Annotated in this window: 20 protein-coding genes and 2 pseudogenes; 13 read left to right on the forward strand and 9 right to left on the reverse strand. The window is 41.3% G+C overall.

Annotated elements, in window-relative coordinates:
- Positions 1-326 precede the first annotated feature (326 nt).
- The 6 genes and pseudogenes from ACTUJY_RS11150 to ACTUJY_RS11175 all read left to right on the forward strand — a co-directional run bounded on the left by ACTUJY_RS11150 (position 327) and on the right by ACTUJY_RS11175 (position 4719).
- Positions 327-818 carry a hypothetical protein gene (locus ACTUJY_RS11150; RefSeq protein ID WP_463616168.1) on the forward strand — a complete coding sequence of 164 codons (492 nt, stop codon included), beginning with the start codon at positions 327-329 and terminating at the stop codon, positions 816-818.
- A 105-nt stretch (positions 819-923) separates the two neighbouring features.
- Positions 924-1934, forward strand: a pseudogene (locus ACTUJY_RS11155) (RHS repeat-associated core domain-containing protein); the annotation flags it as partial.
- Entirely contained in the window at positions 1931-2320 is a 390-nt protein-coding gene (locus ACTUJY_RS11160) for a hypothetical protein (RefSeq protein WP_463616169.1), read from the forward strand. The pseudogene ACTUJY_RS11155 and the gene ACTUJY_RS11160, both read left to right, overlap by 4 nt.
- A gap of 210 nt (positions 2321-2530) precedes the next feature.
- Positions 2531-2854, forward strand: a complete 324-nt coding sequence (locus ACTUJY_RS11165; protein WP_463616170.1) for a DUF7660 family protein — start codon at positions 2531-2533, stop codon at positions 2852-2854.
- A 298-nt stretch (positions 2855-3152) separates the two neighbouring features.
- Positions 3153-4265: pseudogene (locus ACTUJY_RS11170) on the forward strand (RHS repeat-associated core domain-containing protein); the annotation flags it as partial.
- 1 nt (position 4266) lies between these two features.
- Entirely contained in the window at positions 4267-4719 is a 453-nt protein-coding gene (locus tag ACTUJY_RS11175) for a CPCC family cysteine-rich protein (RefSeq protein WP_463616171.1), read from the forward strand.
- Between the two features lie 132 nt (positions 4720-4851).
- Here ACTUJY_RS11175 and ACTUJY_RS11180 read toward each other — a convergent pair whose 3' ends face one another.
- From ACTUJY_RS11180 to ACTUJY_RS11195, 4 genes are all read right to left on the reverse strand, one after another.
- A complete protein-coding gene (locus ACTUJY_RS11180; protein WP_463616172.1) occupies positions 4852-5205 on the reverse strand; it encodes a hypothetical protein in 354 nt (117 codons plus the stop codon).
- Between the two features lie 52 nt (positions 5206-5257).
- A complete protein-coding gene (locus tag ACTUJY_RS11185; protein ID WP_463616173.1) occupies positions 5258-5494 on the reverse strand; it encodes a hypothetical protein in 237 nt (78 codons plus the stop codon).
- 644 nt (positions 5495-6138) lie between these two features.
- Positions 6139-6543 carry a truncated hemoglobin gene (locus tag ACTUJY_RS11190; protein ID WP_463616174.1) on the reverse strand — a complete coding sequence of 135 codons (405 nt, stop codon included), beginning with the start codon at positions 6541-6543 and terminating at the stop codon, positions 6139-6141.
- A gap of 84 nt (positions 6544-6627) precedes the next feature.
- Positions 6628-7029 carry a phnA protein gene (locus tag ACTUJY_RS11195; protein ID WP_463616175.1) on the reverse strand — a complete coding sequence of 134 codons (402 nt, stop codon included), beginning with the start codon at positions 7027-7029 and terminating at the stop codon, positions 6628-6630.
- Positions 7030-7115: 86 nt separating this feature from the next.
- On the opposite strand from ACTUJY_RS11195, the gene ACTUJY_RS11200 reads away from it, so the two are divergent.
- Positions 7116-7637 (forward strand): SprT-like domain-containing protein, encoded by a 522-nt coding sequence (locus ACTUJY_RS11200; RefSeq protein ID WP_463616176.1) that lies wholly within the window; start codon positions 7116-7118, stop codon positions 7635-7637.
- Between the two features lie 225 nt (positions 7638-7862).
- On the forward strand, positions 7863-8120 hold the full coding sequence (locus ACTUJY_RS11205; RefSeq protein WP_463616177.1) for a glutathione S-transferase N-terminal domain-containing protein: 258 nt from the start codon (positions 7863-7865) through the stop codon (positions 8118-8120).
- Between the two features lie 25 nt (positions 8121-8145).
- Here ACTUJY_RS11205 and ACTUJY_RS11210 read toward each other — a convergent pair whose 3' ends face one another.
- Entirely contained in the window at positions 8146-9618 is a 1473-nt protein-coding gene (locus tag ACTUJY_RS11210; RefSeq protein ID WP_463616178.1) for an FMN-binding glutamate synthase family protein, read from the reverse strand.
- 20 nt (positions 9619-9638) lie between these two features.
- Positions 9639-11138, reverse strand: a complete 1500-nt coding sequence (locus tag ACTUJY_RS11215; RefSeq protein ID WP_463616179.1) for a B12-binding domain-containing radical SAM protein — start codon at positions 11136-11138, stop codon at positions 9639-9641.
- 246 nt (positions 11139-11384) lie between these two features.
- Here ACTUJY_RS11215 and ACTUJY_RS11220 point away from each other — a divergent pair, with 246 nt between their 5' ends.
- Positions 11385-12719, forward strand: coding sequence for a KamA family radical SAM protein (locus ACTUJY_RS11220; RefSeq protein WP_463616180.1), 1335 nt, complete (start codon positions 11385-11387; stop codon positions 12717-12719).
- 205 nt (positions 12720-12924) lie between these two features.
- Positions 12925-13359, forward strand: coding sequence for an Hsp20 family protein (locus ACTUJY_RS11225; protein ID WP_463616181.1), 435 nt, complete (start codon positions 12925-12927; stop codon positions 13357-13359).
- Positions 13360-13446: 87 nt separating this feature from the next.
- Here the strand turns inward: ACTUJY_RS11225 and ACTUJY_RS11230 are convergent, their stop codons facing one another.
- A complete protein-coding gene (locus ACTUJY_RS11230) occupies positions 13447-14460 on the reverse strand; it encodes a LysR substrate-binding domain-containing protein (protein ID WP_463616182.1) in 1014 nt (337 codons plus the stop codon).
- 730 nt (positions 14461-15190) lie between these two features.
- Between ACTUJY_RS11230 and cysK the strand changes: the two genes are divergently transcribed.
- Positions 15191-16153 (forward strand): cysteine synthase A, encoded by a 963-nt coding sequence (cysK, locus tag ACTUJY_RS11235; RefSeq protein WP_463616183.1) that lies wholly within the window; start codon positions 15191-15193, stop codon positions 16151-16153.
- Positions 16154-16206: 53 nt separating this feature from the next.
- Here the strand turns inward: cysK and ACTUJY_RS11240 are convergent, their stop codons facing one another.
- Positions 16207-16977, reverse strand: coding sequence for a phytanoyl-CoA dioxygenase family protein (locus ACTUJY_RS11240; RefSeq protein WP_463616350.1), 771 nt, complete (start codon positions 16975-16977; stop codon positions 16207-16209).
- An 82-nt stretch (positions 16978-17059) separates the two neighbouring features.
- Here ACTUJY_RS11240 and ACTUJY_RS11245 point away from each other — a divergent pair, with 82 nt between their 5' ends.
- Complete coding sequence (locus tag ACTUJY_RS11245) at positions 17060-18838, forward strand: DUF885 domain-containing protein (protein ID WP_463616184.1); 1779 nt, start codon at positions 17060-17062, stop codon at positions 18836-18838.
- A 41-nt stretch (positions 18839-18879) separates the two neighbouring features.
- Here ACTUJY_RS11245 and ACTUJY_RS11250 read toward each other — a convergent pair whose 3' ends face one another.
- Positions 18880-19506, reverse strand: a complete 627-nt coding sequence (locus ACTUJY_RS11250) for a hypothetical protein (RefSeq protein ID WP_463616185.1) — start codon at positions 19504-19506, stop codon at positions 18880-18882.
- 143 nt (positions 19507-19649) lie between these two features.
- On the opposite strand from ACTUJY_RS11250, the gene ACTUJY_RS11255 reads away from it, so the two are divergent.
- Positions 19650-20588: a YbgA family protein gene (locus tag ACTUJY_RS11255; protein ID WP_463616186.1), complete on the forward strand. Its 939-nt coding sequence runs from the start codon at positions 19650-19652 to the stop codon at positions 20586-20588.
- Position 20589: the final 1 nt, after the last annotated feature.

Consider the following 20589-nt stretch of genomic DNA (forward strand, 5'->3'; position numbering starts at 1 on the left):
CTTTTATTATTTAATGCATGTACTGAACGAGCTTCCGAAACAGCCTGATGACTTAGAACCGTTAATGCCGTGGAATGTTGAGTTGAACGGTTAAGTCAAGTGTGTGTTTGCTCGGACGTTTACGTAATACCTGGTGACTCTAACGTGTATGTTGTTTCTGAGAATTTCTTTGGTATGGATAGATATGCAAAGCTTCAAACATTAATACATGAAGTAAGTCACCAGTATGGAACAGAAGATGGTTATCACGATGAGCCAATTCCAGCTTATAATGACGCCGACAATTGGGGTTACTATATATTAGATAGTAGAGTAGGAGATCCAAAATGGTAAAAAGCTTGCTCAAGATCTTAGCATCAGTACAATTGATATCTTGTAGTGCAACCCAGGCTAATATTACAAACTGCAATCTAAGTGTAAATTTGACAGGTGAAAGCTTAACTCAAGTGAAACTTGAATTTAGAAATGAAAGTGAAGTCGACTTTTATATGTTTACAGGAAATGTTTGTCATGAAACATTTGTATTTAAGAATTTATTTGTTTTTACAGATGCAAGAAACAATAAAGAGATTGAAGCAACCCCAGGGATGCTTATAAATGCAAAGGATGTTTATCAACCTAAACACTTTAAAATAACTATTGGTGAGAGGTTGATTTGCACGATCGATTTAATCAAGCACTATGATTTTCCTGTTGACAATAAATTTGATAGTGTATCCGTTCAATATATAAGTTCGAACAATGCGTATGAGTCTCAAAAGCAATGTGTGCTTAAATCTAATTCATTGATACTGAAAGCTGTAAGTCCTAATGAATAGTAGAAGTATTGGAAGTTAAGGCAGGACAGCCACCACTTAGTACCAAAGCCGATGCAAACCATCGGCTTCGTTCTTTAAAAACCAGCTTACCTTTCTAACACTCGCGGTTTCACCGACCACGAGCATATGGACGATGCACAACTGATTCATATGAATGGGCGGGCGTACGATTACAACCTTGGACGATTTCTGAGTGTGGACCCGTTTATACAGAGTCCGGGTAACAGTCAGTCAATGAACCCGTACAGTTACATCATGAACAATCCGTTGGCTGGTACGGATCCGAGTGGGTATGTTTCTGTACGTAAAAGCTGGTGGCATTATCGATATTTTACAAGCGGGAGTATTGAAGGAGTTCGTAAAAACTCGTTTAATATTGACAGTGGTAATGACAATGACGATAACAACTCACAAACGAAAAATGTTAATGATGCTTTAAAACGGCAACAAGAAAAAAATCCACCGAAAGACTCAAATGAAAACACCAATGAAAAAGGCGACGGGAATACTGAAGTTGAGCAAACGCCTCAGCAGGGGCAGGTTCAGGAAAGTGGGGAGAATAATGAAGGATCTAATAAAAGCGATACAGTTAAAAAAACAAAACCCACAGAAAAGCAAAAAGTGGCATTACTTAATGTGAACTCCAAGCGATTTAAAGGAGATAAAAATAAGGAAACAAAATTTTATATGTCAGATGAAGGAAAAATATTAGGGACTTCCCAGAGAGGATGCTCGGGAGGCTCTGACTGTGTAATTGAATCTAGTGAAGTACCGGAAGGTACAACTATGATCGGCCATACTCATGTAGAGCCACAAGCATTGAGCCGTACTAAGAGGTTAAGAGGAACTAGTCAAAAAATAGCGGCTTTATCTAGAAATATTCCAGGGCCAGGAGATGCAAGTCCGATGCTTTTAAAAGGAGGACCTTTCACAAGTGCAATAATTACTCAAGATGGATACAAGTATATAATATATGGTACTTATGAAAACCCAATCATAGAATATATAGGTGGTGGAGATTCCGACTTTGGTGCGTTTGTTCAAGATAACTGGAAACCAAACAATGATCATATTTTAAATATGGCAAAAACATACTATTTGGAGTATAGAAAATGATTAATAAATTTCGATGTCTAATGCTCTTACTTTTTACATTTTCGACTATGGCCTGTGAGCAACTGGCGGTTTTAAATGTAAATGATGTGATTGAAATGCCTACTTCATATGACTTGAAAAATATTGAGTTAAAAGGAAGGCTGAAGATTAATGAATTAGGGCATTTATATTTATATCCTGAAAGTACTGACAATGAAAGCTATCTTGACGTTGTTTTTTTTAACGCTAAGGATGATAACGTAACTTCAGAAATGAACTCAAAAATTGTTAAAGTTTCTGGGAAGTTTCGTAAATATACAAGCGAGTATGTTGGATTAGGATGGATGACTAGTAAAACTGGAGTTGTTCAAGCGAGTAAAGTATCTTTGGTTGAAAATAGCAATTAGCATTAATTTTGTGTTAGTAGAGACACGTAGTTGGGACATCCATGACTAATAGAGTTGTAGTTAAGTCCAAACATTCCCCTTAGTTCCAAAGCCGATGCAACCCATCGGTTTCGTTCTTTGAAGTTGAAATTATCTTTTGTTGGGGTTTTAATTTGGACTATAGCGTTATATTCAAAAGAATATATTGAAAGCGCGAAGGAGCTTCAACCAATGAACACTTTAAGTTTGGTAAATAAGTTTGAAGAATATAAAAAGCTCAATGATGTAGTGGGTATGGAAAGCACTCTGATGGATATAAAGGATAGAATAAATTCACAAGAAGACTTTTCTCTTTATCTTAATATTATTTTAGATAACTTTGATACTTTATCTAGCACTTGGGAAAATAAAGAACTTTTTAGTTTTTTAGAAGCAATGCATGCTTTTTCAGAGTCAGCTGAAAAATATTATGAGCATGAAGGAAAAGACATTTCAAAAGTATCAAAATGGAAACTTATGGCTGATTTGTTGGATGCCGGTGCAACTTATGAGTGAAGTGTTTAAATCGGTAAGTACCCACCCATAAGCAAGTCTCCTGAGCTTTTGGCCAGGAGACATTTCATGATTAAATGTAGAGCGCTAAATTACCATCGTAGCTTTTCTAAATTAGCGGCGGTAGGGTTTAGGTGTTTTACGGCCGTTTTATTACTGTAGTACCGAAGCCTGAAATGGCTGGATTAAAACCCAGCCTAAATCTTGAAAAGGACAAAGACAGGACAGCCACCACTTAGCTCCAAAGCCGATGCAACCCATCGGTTTCGTTCTTTAAAAAACAGCTTACCTTTCTAACACTCGCGGTTTCACTGACCACGAGCATATGGACGATGCACAACTGATTCATATGAATGGGCGGGCGTATGACTATAATCTTGGACGATTTCTGAGTGTGGATCCGTTTATACAGAGTCCGGGCAACAGTCAGAGTATGAATCCATATTCGTACATTATGAACAATCCGTTGGCTGGTACGGATCCGAGTGGATACACTTCAGAAACGGGTTCGGAGCATGAAGCTGACATTACTACAACCCAAAAAACTTTTACTATGACCGTGACCAAAGCGGGCAGTCGCATTAAGCATAAAGTAGAAGTAACTGTTGGCGGAGAGGGCGATAACGTTTCAATCACCGGAATGAAAGGAGGCGATGGCGGCGCCCGGAGCGTAGCTGCTGGTGCTGTTAACAACTTACTTTCGAATGTGAAAGAAGGTGTGAAGCAAGTGAATGCCGCTATGGCAAACGCTAGTGCGAAGCCTAATGTTGGAGATGGGCAGGTTGCTGGAGGGGAGGGTAAAGTTGCCTATAACTCAGCGCTCAGTCGGGGATGTGGTAGAGCAGATCAGTCAGGTTGCAACTATACAAGCGGTCATAGAAGAAATGCTGCGGGTGTCGATGTCAGCGGCACTTTCGCAGAAAAATATCCTCTTTCCACAATATTAGACTTTACTCCGGTTGTAGGCGATGCTAAAGGGATAGCCGAAGCTGTTGAAGAGCCTTCTGCGATTAATGTAACTGCTGCTGTTGTCGGAATGGTTCCCGTTGTTGGGGATGCAACAGCTGCGTCATTGAAAGGAGTGAAAAATTTAAGGAATGCAACGGAATTCATACCTGGAAAACAACTTTGGTCGAAAGGAAAACTCAAGGACCATTTTGAAAAGCATGGTGCTGAATTCGGAGCGAGTTCAGCTAAAGAATATAGTGAAATGGCTCTAGAGTTTGGTACTAGACAAAATAATGGAGAGTTATTAGAAACTGTAAATGGTGCTTTTCTTTATCGCTTTGAACCAACTACAAATACGGTCTTTGTTGGCACTCATAAAGGAGGAAAAATAAAGACATTTTATAAGTGGGATGGACGGACTGATGATGAAGTGATCAATGTTCTGAAAGATGCGGGGCAGTTTTAATATGAAAATTTATAGGAAGAGTGTTTTCGAAGTAATCGCTAAATCTCGATTGCTATTGTGCAGTGAAAATCAAATAAAAGATTTTTTAGAAGACTTTGGTTTTGAAGGCGAAGATAAGGAAGCTGAGCTCATAGATGCTATTGCCGAGCAATACCAAGGTGTAAGTAATGGCTTTTTAGCCGATGTCTATGAAGCTTTAACAGGAGTAACAGTTGAGGTTGAAGGAGTTGTTAAAGATTTGTTTCCTTGCCCTTGCTGCCACAAAAAAACATTAAATGAAATATATGATGTTGAGCTAGGGACAGGATATGATATTTGTAATTATTGTGGCTGGGAAGACGATGGGACAATGGACAAAGACAAGTTAAGCAGTGCGAATAAAGGCACAATGAGAGAGTATCTAATACAAATAGAAAATAATCCGAACTTGTACTTTAAAGAAAAGTGGTTGTAGCGTGCTTTTTTGCCATCGTAGCTTTTCCAAATTAGCGGCGGTAGGGTTTAGGTGTTTTACGGCCGTTTTATTACTGTAGTACCGAAGCCTGAAACGGCTGGATTAAAACCCAGCCTAAATCTTGATGCTATTTTAGTTAGTTGAGCTATTTTTAAGTTTCATATAAGGCTCACAATCAATGAAGATTTTTGAAAAGTCTATTGAATGGTTACGCTTCGGCTGGTTATCGCTCCAAAGCTTATGGATGAACTCAAAAAACACGTTTGGGTCGAACCAAGTGTGAGCCGACAAATACATGAGCCAGTCGATTAACTCAATAGGACTTTTTACAAAATCGGACAGTCGGAAGCTCTTTTCTTGAAAGGGGTATTCTGGTGCTTCTTCACAAACGAACTGCCACTTTCCTGTTCGGCGGCAAGCGACCAGATAACCGTCATTGATTGAAATGACTCTTCCTGTTCTTTCACACTCTGCAGTTTTTAACATATGGGTCTCCTGAATACTTTTTCCGGTTTTTGGGGTTCGATAACTGGGCGTTTTAATGAAAATTCAATGCATGAGGATTGACGTGATAAACCGTAGAAGGTCGTCCGCCTGTTTTTACCTCTTCGCTTCTCAGCCAATGGTGGTTTTCAAGTAAGTCGAGCGCAGGCGGAATGGTGAGTTTATTGATACCGGACCAACACTTCTTTTCAATTTCCCAGCGCTTGAACTGATTTCCTAACTTACCGGTGTGGATTTTGTCTGCGAGAGAAGGTTGGTTAAGTCTGGACACCCATACCTTAAAGGTTGAAGTTTTATATCTGTTTGCACTTGTTGGTCAAGGTGAAATCTGTGATTATTGGTTTTGAGTTGTGGGTCTCCTGAAAGAATTTGGTTTTATGGATAAGTATTTATGTGGAAATTGTAAAGCTATATTTGAAGCCGAGCCTCTCAGTTACTCGAATTTTGAGGATGGAGAGAGCGTAAAGTGCTCGGGCTGTAGCGAAGAGCTGGTTCCGGTATATAACTTTAGGTTGTTAAAGCGTACGTTAGATTTGAGTTTTTGGTTTGCAGTATTGGGTGTTAGTATTTTAGTTCTATGTCATTATTTATTCGAACTTGCGTTCATTGCTAACTTGATTCTTTTTCTAACTCCAGCCGTAATTTTGACATTATGGAATCATTTAATGGAGGCTCGGCTTTTATCTGAAAGTCCCATAAGAACTAGACTAAAGAAACCTGGCAAGGGGGGTAAATCTTGATATTAGCTATTAAGTCAACCGCCTCGATTATTAAAAGACCATTCCGAAAAGAATAAGAAGGCATTTCAACCACGTGATAAACTGTAGGGCAATTTGTTATCGGCATTTACAGGTGAATATAACGCGCAGTATGAAAAACTATTAGGAGTAGGCCATTATTTCTGGATATAGAGAGTTAACCATTGTGCACCTTTTCCTGGTTTTTCTCTGGCCGATTTAATACATCGTCTCGAAAGGAGTTAGCAACTTCTAAAAACTCTTCGATAAAAATAGAGGGAATATCCAGTTCCTCCAGGGCCTGCTTCATTAAAAAAATAAACAGATCAACATGATGATCGCTGAGACCCTTTTCCACGAGTGGTGCATGGGCTTTTCGTATATCTCGAGTACTATAATCACATGGCCCACCCATTACTTGGGTGAAAAACATTCGGATCTTGTATTGTTGATCGGGAATGGATACATTCTTGAAGTACCCTCGAATATCTTCATGTTTAAGAAACTTTTCATAGAATCGATTAACCGCAGCTTCAACTGCAGCTTCACCACCAATTCTGTTGAATAGAGAATCTCTTTTCATGATAAAAACCCACTTCAGTCTTTTTCTAATCTAGAACAGGATGGGTAATTTTCAATCAGAGAAAGCTGAAACGAGCAGGATAATTCAAGAAAGAGATTTTTTAACTTCTTGGAGGAGCTTCTCCATCTCATCATCTAGATAAACTTGTTCAAGTAAGCTTTTTGACCAGTCGGTGTTGAGTATTTCCAATAAAGTCAGAGCGGTCGCTTGTACGAGTGGAACTTGGCTCCAAACACTGTGGTTTAAGCAGTGCCAATGATTTTCATCTAATTTTGGGATTGTGCGTATTTGCTTTTCGCAGATTTCGCATATAAATAAGCAGTGATCCAATTCAGGTTCATTACTGGGTAATACTTCAAAGGCACTTAAACTTACTCCCGCTTGTTGGCATAATTCGCATTTTCGACCAGAACGGCGAGCCAGATCTTTTCCAAGCAAAGACAAGCTGTGCTGATGCTGTTGATGTTGTTTTAAGCCTTTGGCCATGTTTTTTCCATGTGTTGAAATGACTTGAGTCTATTGGACATCATTGATATGTTGCTTGCAACTTTATATTACGGACTTTATGTGTTTTGATTGAAAAATTGCAACAGCACTTTAACGCTTTACAACACCAATACGTGGAGCTGAGTGGCTGGGCTTTAAAGTTTGATCATGCTAAACGTCGTGCGGGTGTGTGTTACCCAATGAAAAAAAGAATCGCCATTAGCCTGAATCACATTGCTTTGAATAATTGGTCAGTCGTGAAAGATACACTACTTCACGAAGTTGCACATGCATTGGCTTGGGAAAATCATGCGGAACGAGGACACGGCACGCATTGGCGGCAATGGGTAAAACGGCTAGGGGGCGAGGCGAAAGCGACGGGGCGTTTTAATGTTCCAAAAGCAAAATGGATATTAGTGCTAAAAAACGACGATAAAAAAGAAATACGTAAAATTGCTGAACGATATCGCCGTAATTCCAAAATTAAACATTACCAGTTGCGACATGATGATTCGACCCATGGTCAGCTTTATTATGTTGCGAGACATCACTTTGAAGCCTGGGAAGCAAAACGGCTTGATTTCCATGCCGTTCCTTTTGTTCGGTAAGCCGATTTGTAATTAATATTTGTTTATTAGATCTCGATTATCTAACTCGAGCTTACATTGTTGTGGTGCTCATGTGGCAACAGCTTGTGTTTTTCCATTCTCATTGCCTGTTAAATTTAGCTGTCCTTTTTACCAGTTTCTTTTTCCTGCCATTTGCTGCAGAATACGCGCCTGATGAGTCGTTGACTAATTTTTCAACCATAAGTTACTCTAAGAGATGTTACTATGAGCCGTTTCGAACTGTATTACTTTCCTTCTTGCCCTTACTGCCAGTACGTTTTACGTGAAACTTCCAATTTGCAACAGCATGTTCGCTTAAAGAATATTTTAGAAAACACAGAATATCGTAATGAGCTGTTGGTCGGTGGTGGAAAAACACAGGTTCCTTGTTTACGTATTATTAATGGCGATCAAGAAACCTGGATGTACGAAAGTGTTGATATTGCCAATTATTTGAACGAGCAACTGGCGGAATTGGCATAGAGAGAAACAACAAATTCGATGCCAATTAAAGTTCATTGGCTGGTTTAGAAAGGCCATTTTCCTGAACGATTCGAATGTGGTCGCGTGTTAGCTCTCGTGGATCGTTTACGCCGCAAGAATGGGCGATCATACGCACATCGTATTCGATATACTTATGGTAGTTAGCCACTCTTTTAAATTTATCTTTCACCACTAATCCTTTTTGTAGTTTAGGATTGTGCGTGGTTATTCCCGTTGGACAGGTATTCTTGTTACATTGTAATGCCTGAATACAACCTAATGAAAACATAAAGCCGCGCGCCGAAACGACAAAATCTGCCCCCATACACAATGCCCATGCGACACGTGAAGGTGTAATCATTTTTCCAGAGACAATGACCCGAATACGATCGCGTAATTGGTGCTGTTTCAACAATTTAACAACAACCGGAAGGCTTTCATTAATCGTCAAACCGACGTAATCCATCAAAGGTTGTGGTGCAGCACCAGTGCCGCCATCCGCGCTGTCAATCGTGATAAAGTCCGGGGCCGAATCGATACCACGTTGATGAATGCAATCGAACAGTTGAAGTAACCAAAGTGCGTCTCCAATTACCGCTTTAAATCCCACTGGTTTGCCGGTAACCGTACGAATGTGATTGAGTAAGTCGAGTAAGTCACTCACGGTTTTCACGTCGGGGTGTCGGTTGGGGGAAACCGAAGCTTGGCCGGCGGTAATACCCCGAATTTCCGCAATTTCTTCTGTTACTTTATCGGCTGGTAAAATGCCGCCTTTTCCGGGTTTTGCACCTTGACTTAACTTCAGTTCAAACATTTTGACTTGCGGGTAATTTGCGATCGTTTTTAAACGTTCGTCACTCAGGTTGCCTTCTGCATCGCGTACACCATACTTTGCTGTGCCTATTTGCATAACCAGATCGCAGTTTCCTGCTAAATGATATTGTGACAATCCACCTTCACCTGTGTTCAACCAGCATCCTGCTTCTGCTGCGCCAAGCGATAACGCCTCGATTGCTGGACGCGATAAAGCACCGTAACTCATACCGGAAATATTGAAAAAAGAACGCGCCTCAAAGGGCTGTTTACAATTTGGACCTATAATGAGAGGTCGAACAGGTGTAACGTCTTCTTCCATCGTTGGGAAAGCAGAGTTCATAAATAGAACCGTACCGGGTTGTGATAGGTCACGAGTGGAGCCAAAGGCTATGGTACGATTTACGTTTTTTGCTGCCTTATAAACCCAGCTGCGTTCTGCACGATTAAAGGGAAGTTCTTCGCGATCCATTGCAAAAAAGTATTGCCGAAAAAACTCTCCTAAATGCTCGAACCAATAGCGAAAGCGACCTATGACAGGGTAATTGCGGCGAATGGTGTGACGCGTTTGTGTTTTATCTATAACAAAATAAATGAGGCCAACCAGTACAAGCAGTCCAATAACTATGATAAAAGTAAGCGCCAGATATATCATGGCTTTAAAAGCAATACTTTCCAGTGTCATCGTTTGTTCCCGTTCAAGTTTTAAAGGTGTCGTAATTGACGTTGAGCACGATTTTTATGGCTGTTGACGGGTGTCATGGATTTCTCGTTATTTATTAAGCGGCCTTTGAGTTTGGTTTTTTCATAATCTATGAGCAACAAATCCGTGAAGGTGTGTAAATCCATGTCATGGAAAAGTTGATCGACATTCAGCAATAGCTCAAATAAGCGTTTTAAGTTAATTTGATGCGTTTGTTGCGTTTGTGCAAACAACCAATCGGTCAATTGCATAAACCGATCAAAGGGGTTGCTTTCGATTAAATAAGGCAAACTGTGTTTGAATCGTCCCGAATTTCCGATCATATCCCAGTACCGCGCAAAACGGTTGATTTGTTGCATGGTTGAAAAGGTCACCCGATCATTGCTCAAAATATTGTACGGTGGTAACGGGTTGTATTTCATATCAAACTCTTGAGTGTGCCGAATGATGGGGCTTCCTTTTAATCGTTTTAAAATACCCATTTGAATTTCGTGCGGTTGACACGCGTAAAGTTGATTAAAGCTCTCTGCGAACGTTTCTAATGTTTCACCCGGAAGTCCAAAGATGAGATCAGCATGAATATGCGCATGGGTGTTTTGTCTCAACCAAATCAGGTTTGCTTTTGACTTATCATTGTTTTGTTTACGACTGATCAGACTTTGTACATCGCTGTTAAATGTTTGTATGCCAATTTCAAATTGCAAACTTCCGGGAGGGAATTGCTGTAAAGCTTGTTTGAGCGCTTCCGGTAAATGATCCGGGATTACTTCGAAGTGCAAAAACAATTCGTCGTTTAATTTCTCAAGAAAGAAATCGAGAATTTTTAAAGTGGTCGCAATTTTTAAATTAAATGTACGATCGACAAATTTAAAGTGACGAGCTCCACGCTGGTACAAGGCGTCCATTTCCGCTAAAAACGCTTCAAGACTGAATGGATAACTGGTTTTATCTAAGGCAGATAAGCAAAATTCGCACTTAAATGGACAGCCACGCGATGCCTCTACATAAATCAGGCGATGGGCCAGGTCTTCATCGGTGTAATATTGATACGGAAACTTTAAATCGCTGAGTTTGATGGGTTTTGACTGGACTAAGTTATTCACTGGCGCTGTTTTACTTAGAATTTGCTGACAAAGCTGATAAAAGCTTAAGTCTGCTGCACCAGTCACAATGTAATCCGCCAGTTTGGCAACCGGGTGGCTATCGGATTCGTAACTTACTTCTGGTCCACCTAAAACCACCTTAATTTTTGGCGCTATGGTTTTGAGCTGCGCGACCACCGCATAGGTTTCTTCGATATTCCAGATATAGACACCTAAGCCGATAATTTCCGGCTCGTAGGCAAGCATTTCTTCAACAATATCAATGGGTCGCGTTTTAATTGTGAACTCATGGATTGCAGCTTCTTTTTGCAATTCGGCTAGGTTAGCGTAAAGGTATCGCAATCCAAGGTTGGCATGAATATATTTTGCGTTTAGGGTGGAGAGTAGAATTTTTTTCATTGAAAATCAGAAACATAGGCGCGAGCGAAGGTGATATTTTAACCGTTTAAGCGCTTAGTATCTATAAAAAATATTAATCGTTACGGTAAGTAAATTTGAAACTAGTCACGTAATTGGTTAGGATCCCTTGTCCAAATTTCGTTCAATTCTCGATTGTTACATCGATTCGTTACTTTCAAAACTCGGTGAACTTAATTTTCATCGCCAAAGAGTTTTCTTAAAAATTACATAAGGTTAGAGTAGTTTATGAATAAAGCGGTTCAGCTTACCGACAATTATTATCCAATTGATTTAGACAATGCGCCAAAACTCACGGTGTTTACTCAACGCCAATTGTCAAAAATTCCACAATTCATGCAATTACCAGAAGATGCGCGCCGTGGCGTGGAAGTGTCCGCTTTGGTTTTTCCCTTTCGAGTCAACGAGTATGTTATCAACGAGTTGATTGACTGGGAAAACTGGCAACAATGCGCCATGTTTCGTCTGACATTTCCGCAAAGGGCGATGTTGGAAGAGGACGACTTTGAACAGTTAGCTCAAGCCTACGATGAAGGCGATAAAGCAGCGATGAAGCAACACGTAGATCGTATTCGTGAAGGTTTAAATCCTCACCCTGCGGGGCAGATGGAATTGAATGTTCCTTTTTACAATGGCGAACCCGTTCAGGGAATTCAGCACAAATACCGTCAAACAGTGTTATTTTTCCCGACTCAGGGCCAAACCTGTCATTCGTATTGTACGTTTTGCTTTCGTTGGGCGCAGTTTGTTGGAGATAAAGATTTAAAATTTGCTTCTAAAGAAGTGGAGCAATTGGTGGGTTATCTAAAAGAGCACAAAGAAGTCACTGATGTGCTCTTTACCGGCGGTGATCCCATGGTAATGAAAACTAAGGCTTTAAAAAGTTATTTAGAGGCCATGTTGGATCCGGAACTGGAGCATATTAAAACCATTCGAATTGGTACCAAAGCGTTGACCTTCTGGCCTTACCGATTTGTATCGGACGATGACTCGCAAGAGTTACTCGACTTGCTTTCCCAGGTTGTCGCTGCAGGCAAACACGTCGCTATAATGGCGCACTACAACCACTGGAAAGAGTTGACCACTGATATTGCTAAAGAAGCGATTGCAAGAATTCGCAATACCGGTGCAGAAATTCGAAGCCAAGGCCCATTGTTGAAAGGCATTAATGATAATGCCGAAGTATGGGCCAAAATGTGGCAAGAGCAAGTATCTCTTGGCATCATCCCTTATTACATGTTTGTTGAGCGAGATACAGGCGCACGTCATTATTTTGAAGTGCCGTTAGTGAATGCTTGGGAAATCTATCGAGAAGCTCAGAAGCAAGTTTCTGGTGTTTGTCGAACTGCTCGTGGGCCTTCTATGAGTGCTTCACCTGGAAAGGTAGAAGTGCAGGGAGTTACTGAAATTAATGGCGAGAAGTTACTAACATTGCGATTCATTCAAGGGCGCGATCCGGATTGGGTGCAGCGTCCTTTCTTTGCCGAGTACGACGAGCGAGCCAGTTGGTTGGATCATTTAAAACCTGCATTCGGTGCAGAAAAGTTCTTTTTTGAAGAATAAATTTCTCGATTCGGTTTATATGAGCGCGTCTTAAGTTCGTCTTAAGGCGCGTTTTTATAGATTTTCGAAAAATTTTATTCTTACACTTGAAAAGTCTTTTACGGTCTCCATATATGAGTTAACGGGATGCCTGATAAGGGTCTCGTAAACCGAAAGTTGTTTAACAATTTCATTTAAATTCTTGCTATATATTAGGAGATAACTCATGGCTACACGTTTTAATTTAACCCCCTTATTCCGTCAATCTGTTGGCTTCGATCGATTTAACGATTTGTTTGAAAACGTTTTTCAACGTGAAGACGCCAATGCCAATGGATACCCTCCATACAATATCGAAAAGTCTGGTGAGCACAATTACATTATTACGATGGCTGTTGCCGGTTTTAAAGAAGACGATATCGATATCAGTATTAAAAAAGACACGTTAACTGTATCGGGCAAAATTACCGATAAAGACGATGAAAGTGTTCAATACCTTTATCGTGGAATTGCAACGCGTGCGTTTGAACGCCATTTTCGATTGGCTGATCACGTTGAAGTGGAAAGCGCTAAAATGGAACACGGTTTATTAAGAATTAAACTGGTGCGTCACATTCCTCAAGAAGAGCTCGTTAAGAAAATTACCATTACCAAAGAGTAGTGTTCGTTAAAAGGAAAAATATTTTCCTGGTTGATTAACAAAAAAGGCTGCTTTGGCAGCCTTTTTTTGTTTTAAACCGATTCAGACTTAAGCAGCCAACCGGTTTTTAGGCTTTGGGCGTTCGATAAGCCGATAGGGCAGTTTATTTTCATCAATGGAATTGATGTAGCCGTTACGACGATATTCATTTACTGCAGTATCAACGGTAGTACGGTTCAAATGCGGTGAAAGCATCTCAATGAAATCATACATATAACTGCGAATGTATTGGTCTTCTCTGAAACCAACCCAGGTCGTGCATGACGGCAATATATCGTGCGTACTCACAGCGACTAAGTCGTGATCCACTTCCGGATCGTAAGACATAGATGCAGCAACACCAATTCCGAGCCCTTTACGTACATAAGTTTTGATCACATCCGCATCACGCGCGGTAATGGCTATGTTGGGTGTTAATCCTTCTTTGGCGAAAGTATCACGGAAGGATGACTGTCCATTTTGATTAAAGACATAAGTAATGATGGGGTATTGAGCCAGATCATTGAGCTCTATTTCATCCAGCTTCGTAAGTGGATGGTCTTGCGGCATTAAAATAGCTCGATCCCAGTGATAGCAGGGTAATGAAACGGTATCGACACTTTTGGCACCGGTGCTGGATGCAATAGCAAAGTCGATCAAACCGTTTTTCATCATTTCAGAAATCTGTTCAGAGGTACCTTGATGCAAATTAAGTTTCACTTCCGGATAGCGTTTGCGGAAGGCTTGCAAAATATCGGGCAATACATAACGTGCCTGAGTATGAGTTGTACCAATGGATAGTGAGCCTTCTTGCTCATTTTGAAGCTCATGGGCGAGTTGCTTAATATTATCGACTTCGCGCATGATATTGGCTGCTTTTTCCAGAACCAGGTTACCGGCATAGGTTATGCCATCAAGGCTTTTGCCGTTACGAGAAAAAAGTCGTAACCCAAGTTCTTCTTCGAGTAATTTTAATTGTTTACTGACACCAGGCTGAGAGGTATACAATTTTTCTGAAGCCGAGGTGATGTTAAGTCCATTTTCGGCGATTGCCAGCAAGTAACGAAGCTGCTGAAGTTTCATGTTTTATCTCCCCCGTTGATTATCTATTGGTGGTCTCGACTGTCCAGTGGCCCAAGCGTGCATGTATGCGGGTTTAGTAAAAGAACAAATGGGTTTGAGAGTTTTGTTTACTGCGTAAATAGTCATGTTTTATCTCCAGTTTTGTGCTGTTAAGGGTTGTGTTATTCATTATTTACAAAAAAAGCCGCGTTGCTGTTAGGCTTGGCGGCTTTTCGTGATTCGTTTAACGGTTCGTTATTTTTTCATCGCGATGGCCGCCCAGCCTGTGTGTATGTCCAAATACACACGGGTTTGATCATTTTAAAGAGGGTAGTCATCACGTATTTCATTTAATTTTAATGCCTGTTTGTTATACCTTAAACAACCAAATGTTATTGTCGGTATTTTGCGCAATAAGGTAGCTTTATGTTTCGTTTTGCCTTATTGCTCATGTCTTCTTGTGTTAACCTTTGTGTTCGCTTAATTGGATGTCTATCTGTCTGGATGTCTTTATGTCCAATCAAGTTATAAGCTATTTCTACATGACCAAATCGTATAAGTCAACACTCATATTTAAAAAACATAACGATTAGTTATGAGCTAAGTCGATCCCTTTATTTCTTTCTACAAGTGTCTGACCGTACAGTTACCAGCATGTCTTTACAGGTACAGAATAGTATTGGGTCATAACCTTTTGTTATTTAATGTACTATATCGCATTGAAATCACTTTTTTATCGCTGGAGAAAATAATGATTTACGAGAATATTTTACAAACGATTGGAAACACTCCCATTGTAAAAATTAATCGATTGGCCCCTCGTCATGTTGATCTTTTTGTAAAAGTGGAAGCGTTTAACCCTATGGCTTCGGTGAAAGACCGACTGGCGATTGCCATCATTGAAGACGCTGAGCGCAAAGGATTATTAAAGCCCGGTCAAACGGTAGTGGAGGCGACTTCAGGAAATACTGGAATCGCTTTGGCGATGGTTTGTGCTGCTAAAGGTTACCCATTTGTTGCAACTATGGTGGAAACTTTCTCTATTGAGCGTCGCAAATTAATGAAGGCGTTGGGCGCAAAAGTCATTTTAACTCCGGCAGCCGATAAAGCGACCGGTATGGTGAGAAAAGCGGAAGAGTTGGCAGAAAAAAATGGTTGGTTTCTGGCGCGTCAATTTGAGAATGAAGCCAATCCGGCGTATCACCGAAACACGACCGCTGCGGAAATACTCCGAGATTTCGCCGGACGTAACCTAGACTATTTTGTTAGCGGATACGGGACCGGGGGTACCATCACTGGTGTTGGCGAAGTATTAAAAGTCGCTCGACCTGACGTAAAAGTGATTGGAACGGAGCCTTCCGGTGCTGCACTTTTGAGTGGTAAGGATTGGCAGCCGCATAAAATACAGGGGTGGACGCCAGATTTCATACCTGAAGTAATGAATCGTGAAGTGATTGATCAGGTGATCCCGGTTGAAGACGTTGTTGCGCGAGATGCTGCTTTGGCTTTGGCGAGGGAAGAGGGTATTTTTGTCGGAATTTCCGCTGGCGGAACATTTGCGACTGCTTTGAAAGTGGCTGAGCAAGCGCCCGCAGGCTCAAACATTCTTGCCATGTTGCCTGACACCGGCGAGCGATACTTAAGTACTTTTCTGTTTGAAGACATTACCGAAGAGTCGGATGATGCGTGGCTGCAAACATTAGGGGCAGCTTAGGTTCACTCGGTCGGGCCCTGCCAGGTTTTTTTTTGGCAGGAGACCGATGAGCGTCAATCGAGAAGTACCGGTTCTTTCATGAGCGGCTGGTCTGGCAAACTGGCTGAGCGAGAGCCTGGCATGGGGGTGTCTTCGAGCGAGCGATACGTAAATACAGCCGCGAGTTTGGTTTGGTCGGTATGGTTTCGAGTTGCTGCATGCAACAAGCGGCAATGAAAAAGTAACACATCGCCTGCGTTCATGATTAGAGTCACTTTTTGTGCCAATATGGCTTTATTTTCAGGCAAGTCTTGTCGAAAAAAGCGGGCTTCATCGAATTGTTCTGGTTGCAGCTTCATTCGGTGGCTGCCCGGGATTACTTGCAGACCGCCATTGTTTTCATTTTCTTCACCTAACGCAAGCCAGGTTGAAATCAGCTCACCTTTCGAATACCGCCAGTAACGCAAGTCTTGATGCCACCAGCTATCGCTGCTGAACATAGGTTGTTTGGTCATAACACAATTATGATGTGCGCGTACCAAGTGGGGTTGCTCTATAAAATGAGCAAGTAATTGAGATATACGTAACGAGCTGGCCCATTGTTGAAAAATGGAGTCGCGATCGAATACTTGCGTCAGTCGCCGAATAGTGTGTGATCCTGAAGCGTTTTTATCAGGTGCGCCTGGGTAATTCAGTTCGGCTTCCAATTCATAGGGAGCAATGCGTTTTTCAAGATGAGACTCACTGACCTTTCGAATGGTGAGCCAGATATCAGCAGGGCAAAAGTTCTTTAACAACAAATAACCTTGCGTTTGGAAGTGATGAATTTGTTCAACGGATAGCATCAATTAAAAGGACCCAGGCTTGACGGTTAGAATACGCCATTTAAAATGTCGGCGACGCTTATTATAAATTAGGATATATCGAATGAGAAAGTATCTGATGGTGATGTTCGCCGCATTTTTAGCTATATCGGGAACATCGGTCAGTTTCGCAACGGAAGTTAAAACGGAATCCGAAAGCACATTACACCAATTATTTACTGATTATTCCGAGTACTTTAAAAGTTTAATACCTAGAGTTGATCATCCCGATCAAAAGATGCGAAAAGGTGGATTTAGGGACATTTCACCTGCGGCTTATGCCAAACTGGCGCTAAAACTTAATGGGTTCTTATCTCGCTTAAAAGCAATCGATTTAAACAGCTTGAGTGAACAGGATCAGGTGAATTACGCCATGTTCGAGTTTCAGCTTCGTTCAGGAATCGATGAAATAAAATTTGAAACCTATCTGTTTCCCATGGAAGGCGACACAGGCTTTTATTTCAATCTGTTAAGACTTGGGCAAACCACGCAAATCTCAAATGATGCGGATGCCCAGTTTTATGTCGAACAGCTGTCTGATATTGCGCCCTATCTGGAACAGTGGCAACGCAACCTCGTGTTGGCGAAAGAAAAAAGCAAGATGTTGCCGTCTATTGTTCTTGTTGACTTTGAGAAACCTTTAAATGCATTGATCGTTGAAGTGATTAGCGAGCATCCAATGTTAGAGCCCTTTGAGAAGGCTAAAGATCGCTTATCCGGTAAGAGCTATAAAACGTTTTTATCGAAAGCTCAAACAATAATCGCTCATGAAGTTCGGCCTGCAGTTGAAAAATTGATGCACTTTTTGGTAACGGATTACATTCCGGCTGCACGAAAAGACATTGCGATAGAAACCATGGAACAAGGCAAAGCTTATTACCAGTCGCAAATTCGATATTACACCACACTGGATTTGACGGCACAGGATATTCATGCCATCGGTTTAAACGAAGTCGCACGCATTCGAAAAGAAATGGAAAGCGTGATCAATACCAGTGGGTTTAAAGGAACGTTTGCCGAGTTCATTGAGTTTTTACGAACCGATCCTCAGTTTTACGCGAAAACAGCGGAAGAACTGTTAAAAGAAGCCAGTTACATTGCAAAAAAAATGGATGGCATGCTGCCAAAATTCTTCTCTCACCTTCCGCGACAACCTTATGGGGTTGAACCTGTACCCGATGCTATTGCTCCTCGATATACGACGGGGCGTTACGTGGGCGCACCTCTCGACAGTCATCGAGGCGGTACTTATTGGGTCAATACGTATGCGTTGGATAAACGTCCTTTGTATGTATTGGAGGCTTTGACCCTTCACGAAGCAGTACCTGGGCATCATTTACAAAGTGCTTTAACCAAAGAGCTGGATAATTTGCCAGAATTTCGTAGAAACTCGTATCTATCAGCTTACGGAGAAGGTTGGGCACTGTATTGCGAAAAACTGGGTATTGAAGCGGGGTTTTATAAAGATCCTTACAGTCAATTTGGGCGATTAAGTTATGAAATGTGGCGAGCAATTCGATTAGTGGTTGATACAGGTATGCATGCCATGGGTTGGAGCCGCGAGAGAGCTATCGAGTACATGCAAAGCAATACCGCATTATCAAAACATAATGTGGTAACCGAAATTGATCGTTATATTGCTTGGCCAGGGCAGGCCTTGTCTTACAAAATGGGTGAGATCAAAATCGTTGAATTGAGAAAAAAAGCCGAACAGGCATTGGGGGCAAACTTTGATATTCGGTCATTCCATCAGGCCATTTTGTCCAGTGGTCCGGTTACGTTGGAAATTTTAGAACGACAAATTGCTCGGTGGATTGAGCAGCAATTAAAAATGAAAGGGTAAAGAAAGGGCGTTCTAAAGTCGACGCCCTGGGTAAGAAGTCATTAGAAGATGTCGTAAGTTGCTCCAAAGGAAATGGTAAAACCATTGTTTACTTCGCCATTTAAAAAGTGGCGATAGCCGAGCACAAAGGTAAAGCCATTTTCTGTCATAAAGCGAAACCGAGGGTTGATAAACAATCCTGCATCAATGTCGATATCTTCCGAACGGCAATCAGAGCAGTTTGATATGTTGCGATCGGCCCATATTTTTTCAAGGCCTCCTAAAAGATCAAAATGAACTTTTTTAGGTTGTAATGCAAAGCTGTAACCTAACTCGCCATAAATTCCGAATCCTGTAGCGTTTGAGCTGGCACTGGAAACATCGCCGCCATAATCGATAACGGTTTGAGAGAATTTGCAATTATCGTCGAAAAAGATGATATCCATGCCACCGCCATAAATAAAATAGCCGTCTTGACCGCGATAGCTTAAACGTAAGTTCGGCGCAGAAGAGTCCACACACTCTTGGCGAGCCGATGACTTGTCAACATTTAAAACACCAATATCAACTCCCCAGCCTTGGCTTTGAATGGAAGCCGGGTTGATGATTGAATTTGATAGGCTTTGCTCGGCATAAGCATACCCGGCAAAAAGACTGATCATAAGTGGAAAAGTAAGTTTTCTAAACATCTGAAAATTCCTAATAAACAAATTGCGGCGTCTTTTTATCAATATTTATCTCATATGGAAAGTTAATAATCACACAGAGCGTGATCCAAATGTGCATATTCAGCGTATCAAGAATTTATGGAAAGTCACGTTACGGTAAGAATATGATTCAAATTGGAATAAGCAGCTGTTTAATGGGATTAAACGTGCGATTTGATGGTGGGCACAAGTTGAACCGTTTTTGTAACACGAAACTGTCGAAGATTTGTAAATTCATTCCTTTGTGTCCAGAGTCGGGTATCGGTTTGCCAACACCTCGAAAAGCGCTTCGTCTTCAACAAAATGACGGTTTGAAAGTGGTCTTTTCTGATGGCTCACCCGGTGAGTTTCGAGACAAACTGCGTAATTATGCAGACGCCCGTATCAATATTTTGAGCAAAATGAGTGGGTACATTGTGTGTAAAGCGTCTCCAAGTTGTGGTTTGGAGCGTGTTAAGGTGTATGGAAGCAATGGTTTTGCCACGAAATCGGGAATTGGAGCATTTACGGAGCGATTAAAGGAACGGCTCCCTTTACTGCCGATAGAAGAGGATGGAAGGCTCAACGACCCATTCATTGCCGACAGCTTTATTACTCGGGTTTTTGTATTTGACGAGTGGCGTCAATTGAATCGTGAACCGATGACCGTAAGTCGGTTACAAGCGTTCCATGCGAAACACAAATTTACTTTGCTTTCTCATCATCCCGAAACCTATCGCCAACTCGGTCGATTGCTTGCGACGATAAAACATCAGCAGATTTCACGTAGGGCGGAAGAGTACATCGTATTGTTGATGGCTGGACTTTCAAAGGTGGCAACGCGAAAGAACAATACGAATGTGTTGATGCATCTGCAAGGCTTTTTGAAAAGAGACCTAGTCAAGAAAGACAAACAAGAACTGCATGCACTCATTGAGCAGTATCGGAAAGGCGAGCAACCCATATTAGCTCCGTTAACCTTGCTAAAACATCATCTCAGCAATTTGCCCAATGAGTACTTAAAGAATCAATCTTTCTTAAATCCCTATCCAGATATGCTTTCAATACGGTTGGAGATGCATTGAT

The sequence above is a fragment of the Pleionea sp. WD8-19 genome (genome assembly GCF_055326765.1).